Raw genomic sequence first — 16,557 nt, 5'->3', positions numbered from 1 at the left:
AAAGCTCCTTGCTTTCATCTTTGGCGCGGCGTCGGTGGGCGCCGCTGACAGGTCCTAAGATGGCCCTGCTTGACGCTGGCGAAAATAGAAACTATGGAACTTCATCATTTCCATTTTTGATGCCATCTCGTTGGAGAAGCTCATGCCCATCCCCGATCTTGAGGCTTGGGCCATTTTCGCCAAGGTTGCAGAAACCGGCTCCTTCGCCGCCGCCGCCAGTGATTTCGGCGTTTCCAACGCTACCGTCTCCAAGGCGATGAAGCGGCTGGAGGAACGGCTGGGCGAGCGGCTGATCCACCGCACGTCCCGCCGGTTTTCGCTGACCGAAACGGGGCGGGTGCTGGCGGTGCGTGCCGCCCAAATTCTGGCGGAGGGGGAAGCCGTGGAGGCGGAGGCCCAGGCCAAGTCCAGCCAGCCGCACGGGCGGGTGCGCCTGGCCGCCCCCATGTCCTTCGGCGTGCGCCACGTGGCGCCGGCCTTGCCGGACTTCCTGGCGACCTATCCCGACGTCACGGTGGACTTGCAGTTGGATGACCGGCTGGTCGACCTTGTGGCTGGTGGGGTGGACGTGGCGCTGCGTATCGCCGAGCTGGCCGACTCCAGCCTCATGACCCGGCGCCTTTGCCCCGTGCGGCGCTGGGTGGTCGGGGCTCCCAGCTATTTCGCCCGCCGCGGCATGCCGGTCCGACCACGCGACCTGAAGGATCATGCCTGCCTGGTCTACAGCTACCTGGCGACGGGGGAAACGTGGCGCTTCATCCATTTGGACGGCACGGAGGAATCGGTGCGGGTCAAGGGGCCGTTGAGCGCGACCAACGCCGACGCGCTGCAGGACGCGCTGCTGGCCGGGCTGGGGGTCGCCATGCAGCCGGATTTCCTGGCGTGGGAGGCGGTGCGCGATGGCCGCCTGGTGGTTGCGTGCCGCGACTGGGCACCGCCACCCCTGGCCATCAACCTGGTGACGCCAGCGGGCGGTCCGCGCGCCGCCCGGGTGGCGGTGCTGCTGGATTTCCTGGCGCACCGCTTTACCGCCGGCTCCGCCCCCTGGACACGGGAATTGGCTGAACCCGGTTTCATCTAAGGCAGGCGGATAGGGTCGTTGGGGAATTGTTGCCTTTATTAACCAATTTTGTTCGGATTGGCGCCGCAGCCCAATTCCGGCCTGGTCCATGCCTGAACAAGCAACAACACCATCATCGGCCGAAACCGTCTACCGGTTCGGCCCCTACAGCCTTTATCCGGCCCGCCGGCTGCTGACGGCGGGGCAGCCCATCGATTTGCGCGGGCGCGCCCTGGATCTGCTGTTGGCGCTGGTGGAACGGGCGGGGGAGGTGCTGGGCCGGGCGGAGCTGGAGCGCCGTGTCTGGCCGGATGTGCACGTGGGGGCAAACAACCTGCGCGTCCAGATGGCCAAGCTGCGGCGGGCCCTGGGGCAGGATGGCGACGATGGTCCCTATGTCGGCACAGTGCCGGGCCAGGGCTATCGCTTCGTCGCCCAGGTCCTGAAAGAAGGCGGGGAACGGGTCGCGCCCCCGTCTCCCGCCGTCGCCGCCTTCGCCCTGTCCCGGCAGCTGGCCCCGCCGGTAGGGCGGGATGAGACGATCGCCACGCTGGCCGCCCGCCTGGGCCGGCAGCGGCTGGTGACCATCGCCGGGGCCGGCGGCATGGGCAAGACAACGGTGGCCTTGGCCGTGGCCGCCGCCGTGGCCGAGCGCTATCCCGACGGTGTCGCCCTGGTCGACCTCTCCGCGGTGGGGGAGGACGATCTTGTGCCCGCTACGGTGGCGGCGCGCCTGGCGCCCCACATCCACGCGCCCGATCCCGTTCCGCCTCTGCTGGCCTTCCTGAAGCCCCGGCGCATGCTGCTGGTGCTGGACAGTTGCGAGCCGGTCGTCGCGGCGGCGGCGGCGCTGGTCGGCGCCGTCCTGGCCGCTGCGCCCGACGTGGACATCCTGGCCACCAGCCGGGAACCGCTGGGGCTGGAGTCCGAGCAGCTTCACCGCCTGGTCCCATTGGCCGTGCCCCTCCGGTCCCAGGGATTGAGTGCCGGCCAGGCGCTGGCGCATTCCGCCGTACAGCTGTTCGCGGCGCGGGTGGCGGCGGAGGCGGGGGGCGCGCTGACGGACGCCGAAGCGCCGGCGGTGGCGGAAATATGCCAGCGCCTGGACGGCATACCCCTGGGCTTGGAACTGGCGGCGGGCCAGGTGGCCGCCTACGGCATCGCGGGGGTTGCCCGCCGGCTGGACGACCGCCTGGGCTTGCTGGTGCGGGGGCGGCGCACGGCCCCGCCGCGCCACCAGACCCTGCGGGCCGCCTTCGACTGGAGCTACGCGCTGCTGTCCGGCCCGCAGCGCGCGGTGTTGAACCGGTTGTCGGTGTTCGTCGGTGGCTTTGATGCCGCCGCCGCGATGGCGGTCGTGTCCCCGGCCGACCTGGAGGACGCGGACACCGGCGGGCGCGTCGTCGAGGAACTGGTGGGCAAGTCCCTGGTGGTGGCGGACCGGCGGGGGGTGGAGGTCCGCTACCGCCTGTTGGACACGGTGCGGACCTATGCGCGGGAGTGGCTGGACGCCAGCGGCGGCGGTGCCGAAACCCGGGCATTCCATGCCTCCCATTATTTGCGACTGTTCCAGGCGATCCTGCCGGATTGGGCCACCCGGCCGGTGGGGGAGATCGTGTCCCGCTATGGGGCGGAGATCGATAACGTCCGCCAAGCGCTGGACTGGTGCTTCAACCATGCCGGCGATGAGGGGGTGCGCCTGGGCCGGGCGCTGATCCTCGCCGTGGCCCCCCTGTGGCAGTGTCTGTCCCTGGGTATGGAATGTCACCGCTGGGCGGCGCTGGCGCTAGGCAGTCCCCTGCCGTACGCCGATGATCGGCAGAGCCTGGGCTTGCAAATGCTGTGGGCCATGGCCGTCACCGTGATGAGCATCGCGCCGCCCGATCAGGTGGCCGCGCTGTGGCAGGGCGTCCTGGCCACCGCCGACCGTCTGGGTGACGGGGACGGCCGGCTGCAGGCGCAACAGGGCCTCTATTTCTGCCATCTTCAGCAGGGCCGGGTGCGCCAGGCGCTGGAACTGGTCCGGGGCATGCGGAAGGACGTGGCCGAGGGGGGTGATCCGTCGGCTCTTGCGCTGGCTGAGCGTATGGTTGGCGGGGCGCTGTACATATTGGGCGACCCGGCAGGGGCCCGCCATCACACGGAGATGGCGTTAAGCCTGGCGGAGAGCGGGCCGGCCACGGGGCGCCGCATCCGGTTTCAAATGGACCAGCAGATCGTGGCGCGCGGCGCGCTGGCGGGCATGCTTTGGCTGCAGGGGAATGTCGACCAGGGAATGGAACAGTTGCGCCGTTGCCTGGAGCAGGCAATGGCGCTGGATCACGCCTACACCACCTGCGTCGTGCTGGGGCAGTCGGCCTGTCCTCTTGCCCTGATGACGGGGGATCGGGCCGCGGCGCAGCGGCACAATGATCTGCTGACGCTGCTGGCGGAGCGGCACGGTTCGCTGACCTGGCAACCTTGGGCACGCGGCTTCGACCTGATCCTGCGCCAGAGAGCCGGCGGGACGGCGGAGGGTTTGGAAGAACTGCGTCGCCAGATGGCGGCCATCGGCGATCTGTCCCATGCGCGCTATGGCATCCTGGTGCGCGAGACGGCGTTGGCCCTGGCGCGCGCGGGCGATTTGGAGGGCGGCTTGGCGATGGTCGGGGCGGCATTGGCCCGCGCCGAGGCCAATGAAGAAGGTTGGGCCCAACCGGAACTGATGCGCCTGAATGGCGAACTGCTGTTCCGGCGGGGCGACGAGACGGCGGCCGAGATGCTGTATCGCCAGGCGTTGGCGGTGGCCGAAGGTCAAGGGGCATTGTCCTGGCATCTGCGGGCGGCGATCAGCCTGGCCCGGTCGCAGGCCCGCCAGGGGCGCGTCACCGACGCGCCGGATCTGCTGGTCCGGGCGGTCGGCCGCGTCAATGGTGGGCGACCAACGGCGGAGGTGGACGTCGCCCGGGTGCTGCTGGGTCACTTCCAGGGTATTCCAGCGCCGGACCATGTGCTGGACGGTCCGGCGGGACCCGCTGGCGGGCTGCTGGCGGCTTGATTATCCCGGACGCCGGTCAATCCGTGATCAGCGTCCCGCCGTCCACCACCAGGTTGTGGCCGGTGACGAAGGCGCCGGCGGCGGAGGCCAGGTAGACGGCGGTGCCCGCGATCTCGCGCGGCGTGCCCATGCGCCGCAGGGGCGTCTGGGCCATACGCTTTTCGAGACGGGACGGGTCGGCCTTGAACACCGCCGACAGGTCGGTGTCGATCAGGCCGGGGGAGATGGCGTTGACCCGCACGTTGCGGGGGCCATACTCCACCGCCATGTTGCGCGCCATTTGGGCCAGGGCCGCCTTGGTCATGGAATAGACGCCCAGGCTGCGGTTGCCGCGCAGGCCGGACAGGCTGGACATCAGGATGATGACACCGTCCCCCCGTGCCGCCATGGACGGAGCGATGCGGTTGCACAGGCGGAAGGCGCTGCGCAGATTGATGGCCATGACGCGGTCATAGGCCTCATCCGGTGTGGTGGTGCTGGGGCCGTTGTGCAGGTTCAGGCCGGCGTTGCAGACCAGGATGTCCACACCGCCCAGCCGACTTTCCGCGGCGGCCGCCAGGTCGTCCAGGGCGTTGTCGTCACTGACGTCGCAGGGGATGGCCACGGCGCTCAATCCCTGGGCCGCGAACGCCGCCGCCACCTGGGCGCAGTCGTCCGGCACTTCGCTGGAGATGACGACCGTCGCGCCGGCGCGGGCCATTTCCAGGGCGATGGCGTGCCCCAGGCCCCGTGTCGATCCGGTGATGAGCGCCCGCTTTCCTGCCAGGCTGAACAGATCCATGACCCCTCCCGTTGTCTGGTGGGGCCCATTTCCAACCGGGCAAGGTTGTGCCGTCAACCGGAATTAACTGACGCGCTGCTTGGCCAGTTTGCGGGCCAGGGTGCGCCGGTGCATGCCCAGGCGGCGGGCGGCTTCGGAAACGTTGAAGCCGGTATCGGCCAGGGTCTCATGGATGCGTTCCCACTCCAGCGTCTTGATGGAGGTGGCGCGGGTGGTCAGGCTGACGCCGCTGTCGCCCTCGGTTCGGCCGAAGGCGGCCTCGATGTCGTCGGTGTTGGAGGGTTTGGCCAGGTAATGGCAGGCCCCCAGCTTGATCGCCTCCACCGCCGTGGCGATGCTGGCGAAGCCCGTCAGCACCACGATCTTCATCTCCGGATCGTGGGCGTGCAACATCTTCACGCATTCAAGGCCGGAGGCCCCGGCCAGCTTCAGGTCCACCACGGCGAAATCGGGCGCCTCATTGGCCAGCAGGTCGGGCAGGGCCTCCGCCCGGTCGCAGCTCACCACATGATATCCCCGCCGCTCGAACGACCGTTTCAGCGCTCGGCCGAAGGAGGGGTCGTCCTCCACGATCAGCAGGACGGGCGCGTCCTCGTCGGCAATCAGGTTATCGTCCGTCATCGGCATCCTCGATCACCCCATCCGCGATTATCAGCGATTCGATGGGCAAACGCAGCTCCACAGTGGCGCCGCCGGCGGGGTTGTTGGCGGCGACCACCCGTCCCCCCAGTTTGCGCGCCACGTTCACGGTAAGGAAGAGGCCCAGGCCGCGACCAGGTTTGTTCTTGGTGGATTGGTAGGGCTTGCCGAAACGCGCCAGGATGTCCGGCGCGAAGCCCGGCCCCCGGTCCTGCACCGTGACGGTCAGCAGGCCCTCATGGCAGGCGACATCGATGCCGACCCAGGTGGGGCTGGCCTCCAACGCGTTGTCGAAGACGTTGAACAGGCTCTGCTTGATGGCGGTGTCGGACACGATGGCCACATCGTCGGTGATGTGGTTGGTGTAGTCGATGGCGCGGTCGGCGTGGGCCCCGCGCCAGTCCGCCACCACGGCGTCCAGGAAGCGCACCAGGGTCGTGCGCTCCGCCCCTTCGCCCCGCGCCTCGCCCGCCGTCAGCAGGATGCGCGACACGATCTCCTTGCAGCGTGCCAGTGCCGCCTGCATCTCCGCCACATCCTCCAGCAACTCAGCGTCGCGCTCGTTGGCCGGCATGTGCTGCCAGTCGTTCAGGATGACGGACAGGGTGGCCAGGGGCGTGCCCAGCTCATGCGCGGCGCCGGAGGCCAGCAGGCCCATGCGCACGATGTGGTCCTCCTCCACCGACTTCTGCCGCAGATCGGACAGGCGGGCGTCGCGCTGCCGCAGATTGCCGTTGATGCGGGTGACGAAGCTGACCGCCAGCACGGACGCCAGCAGGAAGCAGATGAAGGTGCCGGCCAGGTACAGGTCGAACACCCGGGGCCAGGCGCCCCCGGCCGATGCCAGCCCCTGGGAGAACAGGGCGATGTCCCGGTGATAGGCCGTCAGGCCGACGAAGCAGGCGCTGGTCAGCCCCACCAGGGTCCAGGTCAGGACCGGTTGCAGCAGGACGGCGCCTAAGATGACCTGCAGCAGGAACAGGGAGACGAAGGGGTTGGTGGCGCCACCACTGAGGTACAGCTGCACCGTCAGGGCGGCCACGTCCAGCAGCAGGCCCAAGAACAGTTCGCCGTTGGCGATGTGCGGGCTGGTGCGGCTGCGGTACAGGCTGACCAGGTTCAACAGGACCAGGAACAGGACCACCCCGGCCATGGGGAGGAGGGGCAGTTCGATATCGAACCAGGCCTGGGCCATGGCGATGGTCGCCACCTGACCGCCGACCGCCAGCCATCGCAGGGTCACAAGAAGAAGCAGGTTCTTCTTGTTGGTGGTGTCCTGGATCGAAATCTCTTCCATCCTGTCCCTAGTCCCTCCCGGCGACGGATGTCTTTTCCGGTAGGACTAACGGTTCAACGGGGGGCCGGCAATGACGAAGGCGACCACGGGGCCATCCCGCCGCAGGGGCCGGGGTGGTCTCGTGGTCGCCCTGACGGTGCTCAATGGCACGGGTGGTCAACAGCGCGGGTTTGGTGGGGAAGCGCCCCCGGGGGGAGGGGAGGATGGTGATCCAGCCCTGGCCCCCGGGGAAGACGCCTTACTCCATGGGCATGGCGCCCGGCATCATGTTGGCGTTCAGGTGCAGCATGACCCACCAGGAACCGACCACCAGGATGGCGACGATCAGCAGCGTGAACAGGAAGGCGGCCATGTTCCAGGACCGGGCCGACGAGCTGTTCATGTGCAGGAAGTAGACCAAGTGCACGACGATCTGGACGATGCCCAGGCCGAAGCACACCGGGATGGCGGTCCCGGCCGGCAGGGCGCCGGACATGACCAGGCCGAAGGGGATGGCGGTCAGGATGACCGACAGGACGAAGCCGACGATGTAGGACTTCACGCTGCCGTGAGCGCCTTCACCGTGATGGGCGCCATGGTGGCCATGATCATGGCCGTGAGCAGTGGTGTGTGCGGTAGCCATCACGCGGCCACTCCCGACAGGTAGACGATGGTGAACACGCCGATCCAGACGATGTCCAGGAAGTGCCAGAACAGGCTGAGGCAGGTCAGGCGGACGATGTTGGCGTGCGTCAGGCCGCGGCGCAGCACATGGGCGATCAGCGTGACCATCCAGACCATGCCGGACAGGACGTGCAGGCCGTGGGTACCGACCAGGGTGAAGAACGACGACAGGAAGGCCGACCGGTCCGGGCCCGCACCCTCGCCGATCAGCTCGGCGAACTCATGCAGTTCCATGAACATGAAGCCCAGGCCCAGCAGCAGGGTGACACCCAGCCACCGCAGGGTGGCCGACTGCTTCTGCTTCTCGGCGGCGATCATGGCCATGCCGTAGGTGAAGCTGGACACCAGCAGGAAGGCGGTTTCACCGGCCACGTAGGGCAGGCTGAACAGCTCTTTGGCGTCCGGCCCGCCGGCCGTCTGTCCGCGCAGCACCGCGAACGCCGCGAACACGGCGGCGAACAGGATGCAGTCGCTCATCAGGTAGATCCAAAACCCCAGCGTGGTCTTGGAGCCATCGTCGTGGTGGTGCTCGTCATGAGCCTCCACCGCATTAAGCAGGGCCGCGTCGGCGGCCGCGACGGAATGTGCGTTGCTCATCGTCTTAGACCTGCGACGTCAGTTGCTTGAAGTACTTGCCCTCGGTCTCGGCCACCGTCTCGGAGGGGACGTAGTAGTCCCGGTTCTCGTTGAAGGTGTGGCCGATGCCCACCGCCACGGCGGCGGCGAACGCGGCGACCGCCAGCCACCAGATGTGCCAGATCAGCGCGAAGCCCAGGACGGCGATGAAGCCGCCGAGAATGACGCCCGTGCCCGTGTTGTGGGGCATGTGGATCTTGCCGTAGGCCGGCAGGGGCTGCAGGCCGGCACCGGTGGTCTGCTTCTGCTCCCAGAAGGCGTCGCGGCTGGTGACGACCGGGTCGACGGCGAAGTTGTAGAACGCCGGCGGGGACGAGGTCGCCCACTCCAGCGTGCGGCCGTTCCACGGGTCGCCGGTCAGATCGCGCAGGGCCTTGCGGTTCAGCACGCTGACCAGGATCTGCAGGACGAAGGCGCCGATGCCGCAGGCGATGACCGCCGCACCCAGGGCCGCGACCAGCAGGTAGTTGTGCCAGACGACGTTGTCGACATGGTTCATGCGGCGGGTCATGCCCATCAGGCCCAGGGCGTACAGGGGCATGAAGGCCAGGTAGAAGCCGACCAGCCAGCACCAGAACGACACCTTGCCCAGGGTCTCGTTCAGCTTGAAGCCGAAGGCCTTGGGGAACCAGTAGGTGAAGCCGGCCAGGTAGCCGAACAGCACGCCGCCGATGATGACGTTATGGAAGTGGGCGATCAGGAACAGGCTGTTGTGCAGGACGAAGTCGGCGGCGGGCACCGCCATCAGCACGCCGGTCATGCCGCCGATGACGAAGGTGACCATGAAGCCCAGGGTCCACAGCACCGGAACGGTGAACTGCACCCGGCCGCGGTACATGGTGAACAGCCAGTTGAAGATCTTGGCGCCGGTGGGGATGGAAATGATCATCGTGGAAATGCCGAAGAAGGCATTCACGTTGGCGCCGGCGCCCATGGTGAAGAAGTGGTGCAGCCACACGATGAACGACAGCACGGTGATGCAGACCGTGGCGTAGACCATCGAGGTGTAGCCGAACAGCTTCTTGGACGAGAAGGTGGAGATGACTTCGGAGAAGATGCCGAAGGCGGGCAGGACCAGGATGTACACCTCAGGATGGCCCCAGGCCCAGATGAGGTTCACGTACATCATGGCGTTGCCGCCACCGTCGTTGGTGAAGAAGTGCATGCCCAGGTAACGGTCCAGCGACAGCATCGCCAGCGTGGCCGTCAGGATGGGGAAGGCCGCCACGATCAGCATGTTGGAGCAGAGCGTGGTCCAGGTGAAAATCGGCATGCGCATCAGCGTCATGCCCGGCGCCCGCATCTTCAGGATGGTCGTGATCATGTTCACGCCCGCCAGCAGGGTGCCGACGCCCGAGATCTGCAGGGCCCACAGGTAATAGTCGACACCGACGCCCGGGCTGTACTGCAGCTCCGACAGGGGCGGGTAGGCCAGCCAGCCGGTGCGGGCGAACTCACCCACCGCCAGCGAGATGTTGATCAGCAGCGCGCCCGCGGCCGTCAGCCAGAAGCTGAGGTTGTTCAGGTAGGGGAACGCCACGTCGCGGGCGCCGATCTGCAGCGGCACGACGATGTTCATCAGGCCGACCATGAAGGGCATCGCCATGAAGAAGATCATGATGACGCCGTGGGCGGTGAAGATCTGGTCGAAGTGCTCGGGCGGCAGCGGGCCGGCGGCGCCGGTGGAGGCCATCGCCTGCTGGGTGCGCATCATCACGGCGTCGGCGAAGCCACGCAGCAGCATGACCAGCGCCAGGATGATGTACATGATGCCGATGTTCTTGTGGTCGACCGAGGTCAGCCACTTGGACCACAGCGGCCCCCACAGGCGGAAGAAGGTGATGCCCGCGAACAGGGCCGCACCACCCAGGACCATCATCGCCACGGCGCCCATGATGATGGGCTCGTGATAGGGAATGGCCTCGAGAGTCAGTTTACCGAACATGGATTAACCCCTCGGCTTGGCGGGATTGCACAGCTGGAGGTCGCCGCCGGCCACTTCCTTGGCCATCGCCAGGCTGACCGCCGCGTCCATGCAGGTGGAACCGTCCGAGCACTTGTTGAGAATGTCGTGGTAGAGCGTGGGCTCGACCTCGGCGTAGTAGGAAACCGGGTCCTTCTCGCTGGGCTTGGCGAGATCCCGGTACTTGGCCATCGTCAGCTTGCCCTCGCCGGCGCGCGCCTTCTCCACCCACTGGGCGAAGGCGTCGTCGGTCATGGCGTGCGCCACGAAATGCATGTCGGAGAAGCCGCCACCGCTGTAGTTGGCGGACAGGCCGTCGAAGTCGCCGGCGGCGTCGGCCAGCAGGCTCAGCTTCGTCTCCATGCCGGGCATGGTGTAGATCTGGCTGCCCAGGCGCGGGATGAAGAAGGAGTTCATCACCGTGGCCGAGGTCAGCTTGAAGTGGACCGGGGTGCCGGCGGGGAAGGCCAGCTCGTTCACCGAGGCGATGTTCAGCTCGGGGTAGATGAACAGCCACTTCCAGTCCATCGAGACGACTTCGACCTCGACGGCCTTCTTGTCGGCGACCAGCTCACGGCTGGGCTCCAAGGTGTGCGAAGACACCCAGGTGACATAGGCCAGCACGGCGATGATGACGCAGGGGATGCCCCACACCGCCAGCTCGATCTTGGAGGAGTGGTCCCAGTCCGGCTTGAAGGTCGCCGCCTTGTTCGAGGCGCGGTAGCGCCAGGCGAACAGGAAGATCATGGCGATGACGGGGATCACGACGATGAGCATCAGGCACGTGGCCAGGATGATGATCGACTTTTCCTCGGCACCGATGGGGCCCGCCGGATCCAGCAGGGCCATGTCGCAGCCGCTGAGGAAGGGCGCAGCGGCCATGAGTGCCGCCAGGGATTTTGTGCGGCCGCGAAGGCTCCGCAAAATTCTAAGGGTCGCAGTCATTCTGTCCACGTAAAGCCGTGATTGATTGTCAACTCATGATTCTAATTTTTGGGCGCTTAGCCATTGGCGTTCTTGGGTTGTAGCGTTGACTCCTCAATGCCGGCCTCGCCGGCCCGCACGAGAAGGAACACCATTCCGCCGCATCGCGTGAGGTTTCGCACTGCAAAAGAACTAGACCTTCGCCGCGTCATTTATCGAGTTCATTGTGCAGGGGGGATTGGACAATTGGTCCAAGGGCGGGGACCCCACCGGTCCGCGTACGCGCGGGCGCGTCGAGCCATAGAAGGCTTTAGTGTCTTGGAATCTATGGAATATTTCCGGTGCGTCCGGCGAATTGTCCGGACGGGCGCACGATTGCCATCCTGTGACATGCGTATGGCGTAGGCCAGCCGTGCCCGGGGTTCAACCGCCATTGATGGTTAAAGGGCGCGCGTGCGCATCCGTTCCATCCGAAACGGTCGCCCGATTCGGAATCTGTCAGCACCACCAACGGTTTATGGTCACCGACCGATTAAGGGCGGGAGCCGCGGTTGTGACCGCAATTGCTGCGTGCGCGAAACAGGAAAATGTCTCGCGCCACGGTGGTGATTTCAGCGCCGCGGCGGGGGGGCGGCGGGCGGCGCCGCGGTGGGGTCCAGAGCCTCGTCCAGGTCTAGCCCGGCGGTGTCGTAGCCGCGGCGGAAATCCACCATGTGCTTGCGCATCCATTCCCGCGCCACCGCCGCGTCGCCGTCGGCCAGTGCCTCGACGATGCGGCGGTGGGCTTCCACCAAGCGGCGGGGGCCCACCGCCGACGTCTTGGGATGTCGGAACAGCCGTTCCAGGGCGGGATAGAACAGCTGGGTCACCGGCTCGCGCGCCAGCAGCAGGGCGCGATTGCCCGCCGCCTCCGCCACCAGGATATGGAAGGCGACGTCCAGCGGGATGATGGACGCACCGGCGGCGATGGCCTCCTCCGTCGCTTCCACATTGGCGCGCAGCTGCGCCAGGCGGCTGGCGTCGATGCGGCCGGCGGCGTGGGCGGCGGCGCTGGGCTCCAGATCCATCGACACCTCCCACAACTCGCGGAAGGTGACGCGCTGCATCACCATGGCACGGGACAGGCGGGGCGCCAGGTCGCCGTAGTGGGGTTCGGCGACATAAAGGCGCCGCCCGGCCTCCCGCCGCACCAGGCCGCTCTGCTCCAGGATGCGGATGCCCTCGCGCACGGTGTGGCGGGTGACGCCGAACTGGTCGGCCAGTTCCGTCTCCGTCGGCAGGATATCCCCGGCGTTCAACCTGCCGGCCAGTATCTCCCGCTCTATGGTGTCGCTGACCACCTTATAGGTGGGCAGGATGGCCAGCCGTGCGAACGCCATGCGCCGAATGCCCCTTTGCCCGCCGTGCCGAATAGGCCCGACACTGGTCCCGTGCGGATGATGAAACCCCAGGCGGCAGTTCACTGCGGCCCGCCCTTATGAAAGCCCCTCTAGCACAAGCCGCCGCGTGCCGGAATTGATCTTGTGTTTTCAGGGCGATATTTCAATTGTCCAACAAACGAACAATGGCATACAGTGCCCCCGCGCGGCAACCACCCCGTAGGGGCCGGGTCGCGGGTATCACCGGCCCCGGCAACGCATCCGGATGCCGAACGACAGGAGGAAACGCCCATCATGTCTTCGCTTGCCGCCCCCAAGACGGATGCCTTGCATCGCCTGTTCGACCTGTCCGGCCAAGTGGCCTTGATCACCGGCGGATCGCGCGGGCTGGGCCTGCAGATCGCGGAGGCGCTGGGTGAGTTCGGTGCCCATCCCGTGCTGGTGGCCCGCAAGCCGGAAGAGCTGGAGGCCGCCGTGGCCCACCTGGCCGGCCAGGGCATCACCGCCACCGCCATTCCCGCCGACCTCAGCCGCCAAGAGGCCATGGCCCCGCTGGTGGAGAAGGTGATGGCGGACCTGGGGCGCATCGACGTGCTGGTGAACAACGCCGGCACCACCTGGGGTGCCCCGGCGCAGGACCACACGCCGGAACAGTGGGCCAAGGTGGTGGACCTGAACCTCAACGCCGTGTTCTTCCTGACCCAGGCCGTGGCGCGGGCCGCCATGCTGCCCTTGAAGCGGGGGCGTATCGTCAACGTCGCCTCCATCGCCGGACTGCAAGGTCACCACCCGCGCATGATGGGCACCGTCGCCTATGGCACCACCAAGGGCGCCCTGGTCAACATGACCCGCGTGCTGGCGGCGGAGTGGGGTCCCTATGGCATCACCGTCAACGCCCTGGCGCCGGGCTTCTTCCCGTCCAAGATGACGCGCGGCACCCTGGCCAAGCATGAGGCCGACCTGGTGGCGGGCACCCCCCTGGGCAAGCTGGGCAACGACCAGGATCTGAAGGGTGCCGCCCTGCTGCTGGCCACGGCCGCCGGCGGCCATATCACCGGCCAGATCCTGGCCGTGGACGGCGGCGTCAGCGTCATCTGAAGCCGGCAGGAAGGAGCCACCCATGACCACGCCCCCGGTGCGCGCCCGCGACCTCGGCTTTCTGCTGCATGACTGGCTGGACCTGGAGGCCCTGCTGGCCTACCCGCATTTCCAGGATCACAGCGTGGAAACCGTGGACGCCATGCTGGACATCGCCGGCCGGGTGGCGGCGGACACCTTCCTGACCCATTACAAGGCAGCCGACAGCCAGGAGCCGCACCTGGTGGAGGGGCAGGTGCGCATCCTGCCCGCCATCCACCAGGCGCTGGCCGCCTTCGCGGAGGTCGGCATGTTCGCCGCCCCCTTCGATGCCGAGGTTGGCGGCCTGCAACTGCCGCAACTGGCCTACAGCGCCGCCATGGCGCAGTTCATGGCCGCGAACGTGGCGACGTCGGCCTATCCCATGCTGACCACCGGCAACGCCAAGCTGCTGGTGCGCTACGCCAGCGAGGCGCTGGTCAAGGCCTGCGCCCTGCCGGAGATCGAGGGCCGCTACTTCGGCACCATGTGCCTGTCCGAGCCCCAGGCCGGGTCTTCGCTGGCCGACATCGCCACCCGCGCGGTGCCCGATGGTGACGACGGGCTGGGCGCCCGCTACCGCCTGTTCGGCAACAAGATGTGGATCTCTGGCGGTGACCAGGACGCCAGCGAGAACATCATCCATCTGGTGCTGGCCAAGGTGCCGGGACCGGACGGCAAGCTGATCCCCGGCACCCAGGGCATCAGCTTGTTCGTCGTGCCCAAGGTGCTGGTGGAGGGTTCCGAATACGCCGGCCAGCGCAACGACGTGGTGGTGGCCGGCCTGAACCATAAGATGGGCTATCGCGGCACCGCCAACTGCCTGCTGAACTTCGGTGAGGGCGCGCATTACCGCCCGGGCGGTCTCGCCGGGGCCGTGGGCTACCGCGTCGGCGGGATGGGGCAGGGCCTGCCCATCATGTTCCAGATGATGAACAGCGCCCGCATCTCCGTCGGCCTCGGCGCCGCCATGCTGGGCTACCGCGGCTACCGCCTGGCGGTGGACTATGCCCGCGACCGCCGCCAAGGCCGGCCGATTGGCGGCAGAGGGGGGCCGCCCATCGCCATCATCGACCACCCCGACGTGCGCCGCCTGCTGCTGGCGCAGAAGGCCTACGCCGAAGGCGCGCTGGCCCTGGTGCTGTATTGCGCCCGGCTGGTGGATGAGGAACTGCACGGGCCGGCCGAGGGACGGGATGAGGCGGCCGGCCTCCTGAGCCTGCTGACCCCCATCGCGAAGACCTGGCCCTCGGAATGGGGCTTGGCGGCCAACGACCTGGCCATCCAGGTGCATGGCGGCTACGGCTACACCCGCGATTTCGATGTGGAGCAGCTGTACCGCGACAACCGCCTGAACCCCATCCATGAGGGCACCACGGGCGTGCAGGGCCTGGACCTGATGGGGCGCAAGACCCTGAAGGATGACGGTGCCTCCCTGGCCACGCTGCGGCACCGGGTGACCGCGACGGTGGAGCGGGCGCGCCATCTGCCGGCCCTGGCCGACTTCGCCCATGTGCTGGACGTTACCTGGGCCCGCATCGGCGCCCTGGTGGGCCACCTGAAGGCCGCCGGCGACGATGTCGCCAGCCTGGCCCAGGCGACGTCCTTCCTGTCGGCCTTCGGCCATGCCGTGGTGGCCTGGCAGTGGCTGGACCAGGCGGTGGTGGCGGGCAGCCTGGCCGCCACCGACGACCCGGACGAGACGGCTTTCCGTGCCGGCAAGCTGGCCGCTTGCCGCTTCTTCTTCGAGACCGAGGTGCCGCGCGTCGATGTCTGGCTGGGCATCGTCGGCCGGCGCAGCGACCTGACCCAGACCTTCGATCCCGCCGGCTTCTGACGCTGGCCCCAGATAGGAAAAAAGCACCATGACCGAGGTGTTCATCGTTTCCGGCGTCCGCACGGCCATCGGCGATTTCGGTGGCGCGCTGAAGGACATCGCTCCCGGCGAACTGGCGACCAAGGTGACCCGTGCCGCGCTGGACCGCGCCGGTGTGGCCAACGATGCCGTGGGCCATGTCGTCTTCGGCCAGGTCATCCCGACGGAGCCGCGCGACGCCTATCTCGCCCGCGTGGCCGGCATCGGTGCCGGGCTGCCGGTGGAGGTCCCGGCCCTGACCGTCAACCGCCTGTGCGGTTCCGGCCTGCAGGCGGTGGTGTCGGCGGCCCAAAGCATCCTGCTGGGGGACTGCGACGTGGCGGTGGCCGGCGGGGCGGAGAACATGAGCCGCGCGCCCTATCTGCTGCCCGACGCCCGCTGGGGTAGCAAGATGGGCGATGCCCGCGTGGTGGACTATCTCAACGGCGCCCTGTCCGACCCCTTCGACCGCAACCTGATGGGGGTGACGGCGGAGAGGGTCGCGCAGCGCTATGGCATCAGCCGTGACGACCAGGACGCGCTGGCCCTGGAAAGCCACCGTCGCGCCGCCCGCGCCCAGGCCGAGGGCCGGTTCACCGAGCAGATCCTGCCGGTCGAAATCACGGTGAAGCGCCAGGCCGTGCAGTTCGCCACGGACGAGCATGTGCGCCCGGATCTGGCGCCGGGGGATTTGGCCAAGCTGCGCACCGTGTTTCAGAAAGACGGCACCGTCACCGCCGGCAACGCCTCGGGCATCAACGATGGCGCCGCCGCCGTGGTGCTGGCCTCGGGCGAGGCGGTGAAGCGCCTGGGCCTGACGCCGCTGGCCCGACTGGTGGGGTATGCCCACGCCGGGGTGGACCCGGCCTACATGGGCATCGGGCCCATCCCGGCGACGCGCAAGCTGCTGGCCCGCACCGGCCTGACGGTGCAGGACCTGACCGTCATCGAATCCAATGAGGCCTTCGCGGCGCAAGCCTGCGCCGTGGCGCGGGAACTGGACTTCGACCCCGATCGGGTGAACCCTAACGGCAGCGGCATTTCCCTGGGCCACCCGGTGGGCGCCACCGGCGCCATCAACCTGGTGAAGGCGGTCTATGAGCTGCGTCGGGTGAGCGGCAGGCGTGCGCTGGTCACCATGTGCATTGGTGGCGGGCAGGGTATCGCCGCCGTCATCGAAGCCGTTTGAGCCCAACCCTCACCAGGA

General features: G+C 67.7%; 13 protein-coding genes. 5 read left to right on the top strand and 8 right to left on the bottom strand.

Annotated features, from left to right (window positions below; translation table 11 throughout):
- The first annotated feature begins 142 nt into the window (after nt 1-142).
- Together FBZ88_RS01650 and FBZ88_RS01645 are read left to right on the top strand one after the other, a co-directional pair.
- Nucleotides 143-1,081 (top strand): LysR family transcriptional regulator, encoded by a 939-nt coding sequence (locus FBZ88_RS01650; protein WP_145615100.1) that lies wholly within the window; start codon nt 143-145, stop codon nt 1,079-1,081.
- An 88-nt stretch (nt 1,082-1,169) separates the two neighbouring features.
- Complete coding sequence (locus FBZ88_RS01645) at nt 1,170-4,097, top strand: ATP-binding protein (protein ID WP_145615099.1); 2,928 nt, start codon at nt 1,170-1,172, stop codon at nt 4,095-4,097.
- 16 nt (nt 4,098-4,113) lie between these two features.
- Here FBZ88_RS01645 and FBZ88_RS01640 read toward each other — a convergent pair whose 3' ends face one another.
- From FBZ88_RS01640 to FBZ88_RS01605, 8 genes are all read right to left on the bottom strand, one after another.
- The gene (locus FBZ88_RS01640; protein WP_145615098.1) at nt 4,114-4,878 is read right to left on the bottom strand and encodes an SDR family NAD(P)-dependent oxidoreductase; all 765 of its coding nucleotides are present in this window, start codon (nt 4,876-4,878) and stop codon (nt 4,114-4,116) included.
- A 63-nt stretch (nt 4,879-4,941) separates the two neighbouring features.
- A complete protein-coding gene (locus FBZ88_RS01635) occupies nt 4,942-5,499 on the bottom strand; it encodes a response regulator transcription factor (protein WP_145615097.1) in 558 nt (185 codons plus the stop codon).
- On the bottom strand, nt 5,486-6,814 hold the full coding sequence (locus tag FBZ88_RS01630; protein ID WP_145615096.1) for an ATP-binding protein: 1,329 nt from the start codon (nt 6,812-6,814) through the stop codon (nt 5,486-5,488). The genes FBZ88_RS01635 and FBZ88_RS01630 overlap by 14 nt, the downstream gene beginning before the upstream one ends.
- A 238-nt stretch (nt 6,815-7,052) precedes the next feature.
- Entirely contained in the window at nt 7,053-7,436 is a 384-nt protein-coding gene (cyoD, locus tag FBZ88_RS01625) for a cytochrome o ubiquinol oxidase subunit IV (RefSeq protein WP_145615095.1), read from the bottom strand.
- Nucleotides 7,436-8,074 carry a cytochrome o ubiquinol oxidase subunit III gene (cyoC, locus tag FBZ88_RS01620; protein WP_145610240.1) on the bottom strand — a complete coding sequence of 213 codons (639 nt, stop codon included), beginning with the start codon at nt 8,072-8,074 and terminating at the stop codon, nt 7,436-7,438. The genes cyoD and cyoC overlap by 1 nt, the downstream gene beginning before the upstream one ends.
- Before the next feature lie 4 nt (nt 8,075-8,078).
- Nucleotides 8,079-10,058 carry a cytochrome o ubiquinol oxidase subunit I gene (gene cyoB / locus FBZ88_RS01615; RefSeq protein ID WP_145610239.1) on the bottom strand — a complete coding sequence of 660 codons (1,980 nt, stop codon included), beginning with the start codon at nt 10,056-10,058 and terminating at the stop codon, nt 8,079-8,081.
- Nucleotides 10,059-10,061: 3 nt separating this feature from the next.
- Nucleotides 10,062-10,958 carry a ubiquinol oxidase subunit II gene (gene cyoA, locus FBZ88_RS01610; protein ID WP_145610238.1) on the bottom strand — a complete coding sequence of 299 codons (897 nt, stop codon included), beginning with the start codon at nt 10,956-10,958 and terminating at the stop codon, nt 10,062-10,064.
- Nucleotides 10,959-11,611: 653 nt separating this feature from the next.
- Nucleotides 11,612-12,379: a FadR/GntR family transcriptional regulator gene (locus FBZ88_RS01605; RefSeq protein WP_050898633.1), complete on the bottom strand. Its 768-nt coding sequence runs from the start codon at nt 12,377-12,379 to the stop codon at nt 11,612-11,614.
- 294 nt (nt 12,380-12,673) lie between these two features.
- On the opposite strand from FBZ88_RS01605, the gene FBZ88_RS01600 reads away from it, so the two are divergent.
- The 3 genes from FBZ88_RS01600 to FBZ88_RS01590 are packed head-to-tail and all read left to right on the top strand — an operon-like array spanning nt 12,674 to nt 16,539.
- The gene (locus tag FBZ88_RS01600) at nt 12,674-13,477 is read left to right on the top strand and encodes an SDR family oxidoreductase (RefSeq protein ID WP_145615094.1); all 804 of its coding nucleotides are present in this window, start codon (nt 12,674-12,676) and stop codon (nt 13,475-13,477) included.
- Between the two features lie 22 nt (nt 13,478-13,499).
- Nucleotides 13,500-15,332, top strand: a complete 1,833-nt coding sequence (locus FBZ88_RS01595; protein ID WP_145615093.1) for an acyl-CoA dehydrogenase — start codon at nt 13,500-13,502, stop codon at nt 15,330-15,332.
- Between the two features lie 28 nt (nt 15,333-15,360).
- Nucleotides 15,361-16,539, top strand: a complete 1,179-nt coding sequence (locus FBZ88_RS01590; protein ID WP_145615092.1) for an acetyl-CoA C-acyltransferase family protein — start codon at nt 15,361-15,363, stop codon at nt 16,537-16,539.
- Nucleotides 16,540-16,557: the final 18 nt, after the last annotated feature.

This window comes from Nitrospirillum bahiense (assembly GCF_007828025.1).
Classification (GTDB): Bacteria; Pseudomonadota; Alphaproteobacteria; order Azospirillales; family Azospirillaceae; genus Nitrospirillum; species Nitrospirillum amazonense.
The sequence above is the reverse complement of the archived record's forward strand: the minus strand, read 5'-3'. Positions and strand labels throughout refer to the sequence as shown.

Bases quoted from the DNA above. Each gene is read 5' to 3' on its own strand.
- FBZ88_RS01650 (WP_145615100.1), top strand. From the start codon at position 143: ATGCCCATCCCCGATCTTGAGGCTTGGGCCATTTTCGCCAAGGTTGCA.
- FBZ88_RS01645 (WP_145615099.1), top strand. From the start codon at position 1,170: ATGCCTGAACAAGCAACAACACCATCATCGGCCGAAACCGTCTACCGG.
- FBZ88_RS01640 (WP_145615098.1), bottom strand. From the start codon at position 4,878: ATGGATCTGTTCAGCCTGGCAGGAAAGCGGGCGCTCATCACCGGATCG.
- FBZ88_RS01635 (WP_145615097.1), bottom strand. From the start codon at position 5,499: ATGACGGACGATAACCTGATTGCCGACGAGGACGCGCCCGTCCTGCTG.
- FBZ88_RS01630 (WP_145615096.1), bottom strand. From the start codon at position 6,814: ATGGAAGAGATTTCGATCCAGGACACCACCAACAAGAAGAACCTGCTT.
- cyoD (WP_145615095.1), bottom strand. From the start codon at position 7,436: ATGGCTACCGCACACACCACTGCTCACGGCCATGATCATGGCCACCAT.
- cyoC (WP_145610240.1), bottom strand. From the start codon at position 8,074: ATGAGCAACGCACATTCCGTCGCGGCCGCCGACGCGGCCCTGCTTAAT.
- cyoB (WP_145610239.1), bottom strand. From the start codon at position 10,058: ATGTTCGGTAAACTGACTCTCGAGGCCATTCCCTATCACGAGCCCATC.
- cyoA (WP_145610238.1), bottom strand. From the start codon at position 10,958: ATGGCCGCTGCGCCCTTCCTCAGCGGCTGCGACATGGCCCTGCTGGAT.
- FBZ88_RS01605 (WP_050898633.1), bottom strand. From the start codon at position 12,379: ATGGCGTTCGCACGGCTGGCCATCCTGCCCACCTATAAGGTGGTCAGC.
- FBZ88_RS01600 (WP_145615094.1), top strand. From the start codon at position 12,674: ATGTCTTCGCTTGCCGCCCCCAAGACGGATGCCTTGCATCGCCTGTTC.
- FBZ88_RS01595 (WP_145615093.1), top strand. From the start codon at position 13,500: ATGACCACGCCCCCGGTGCGCGCCCGCGACCTCGGCTTTCTGCTGCAT.
- FBZ88_RS01590 (WP_145615092.1), top strand. From the start codon at position 15,361: ATGACCGAGGTGTTCATCGTTTCCGGCGTCCGCACGGCCATCGGCGAT.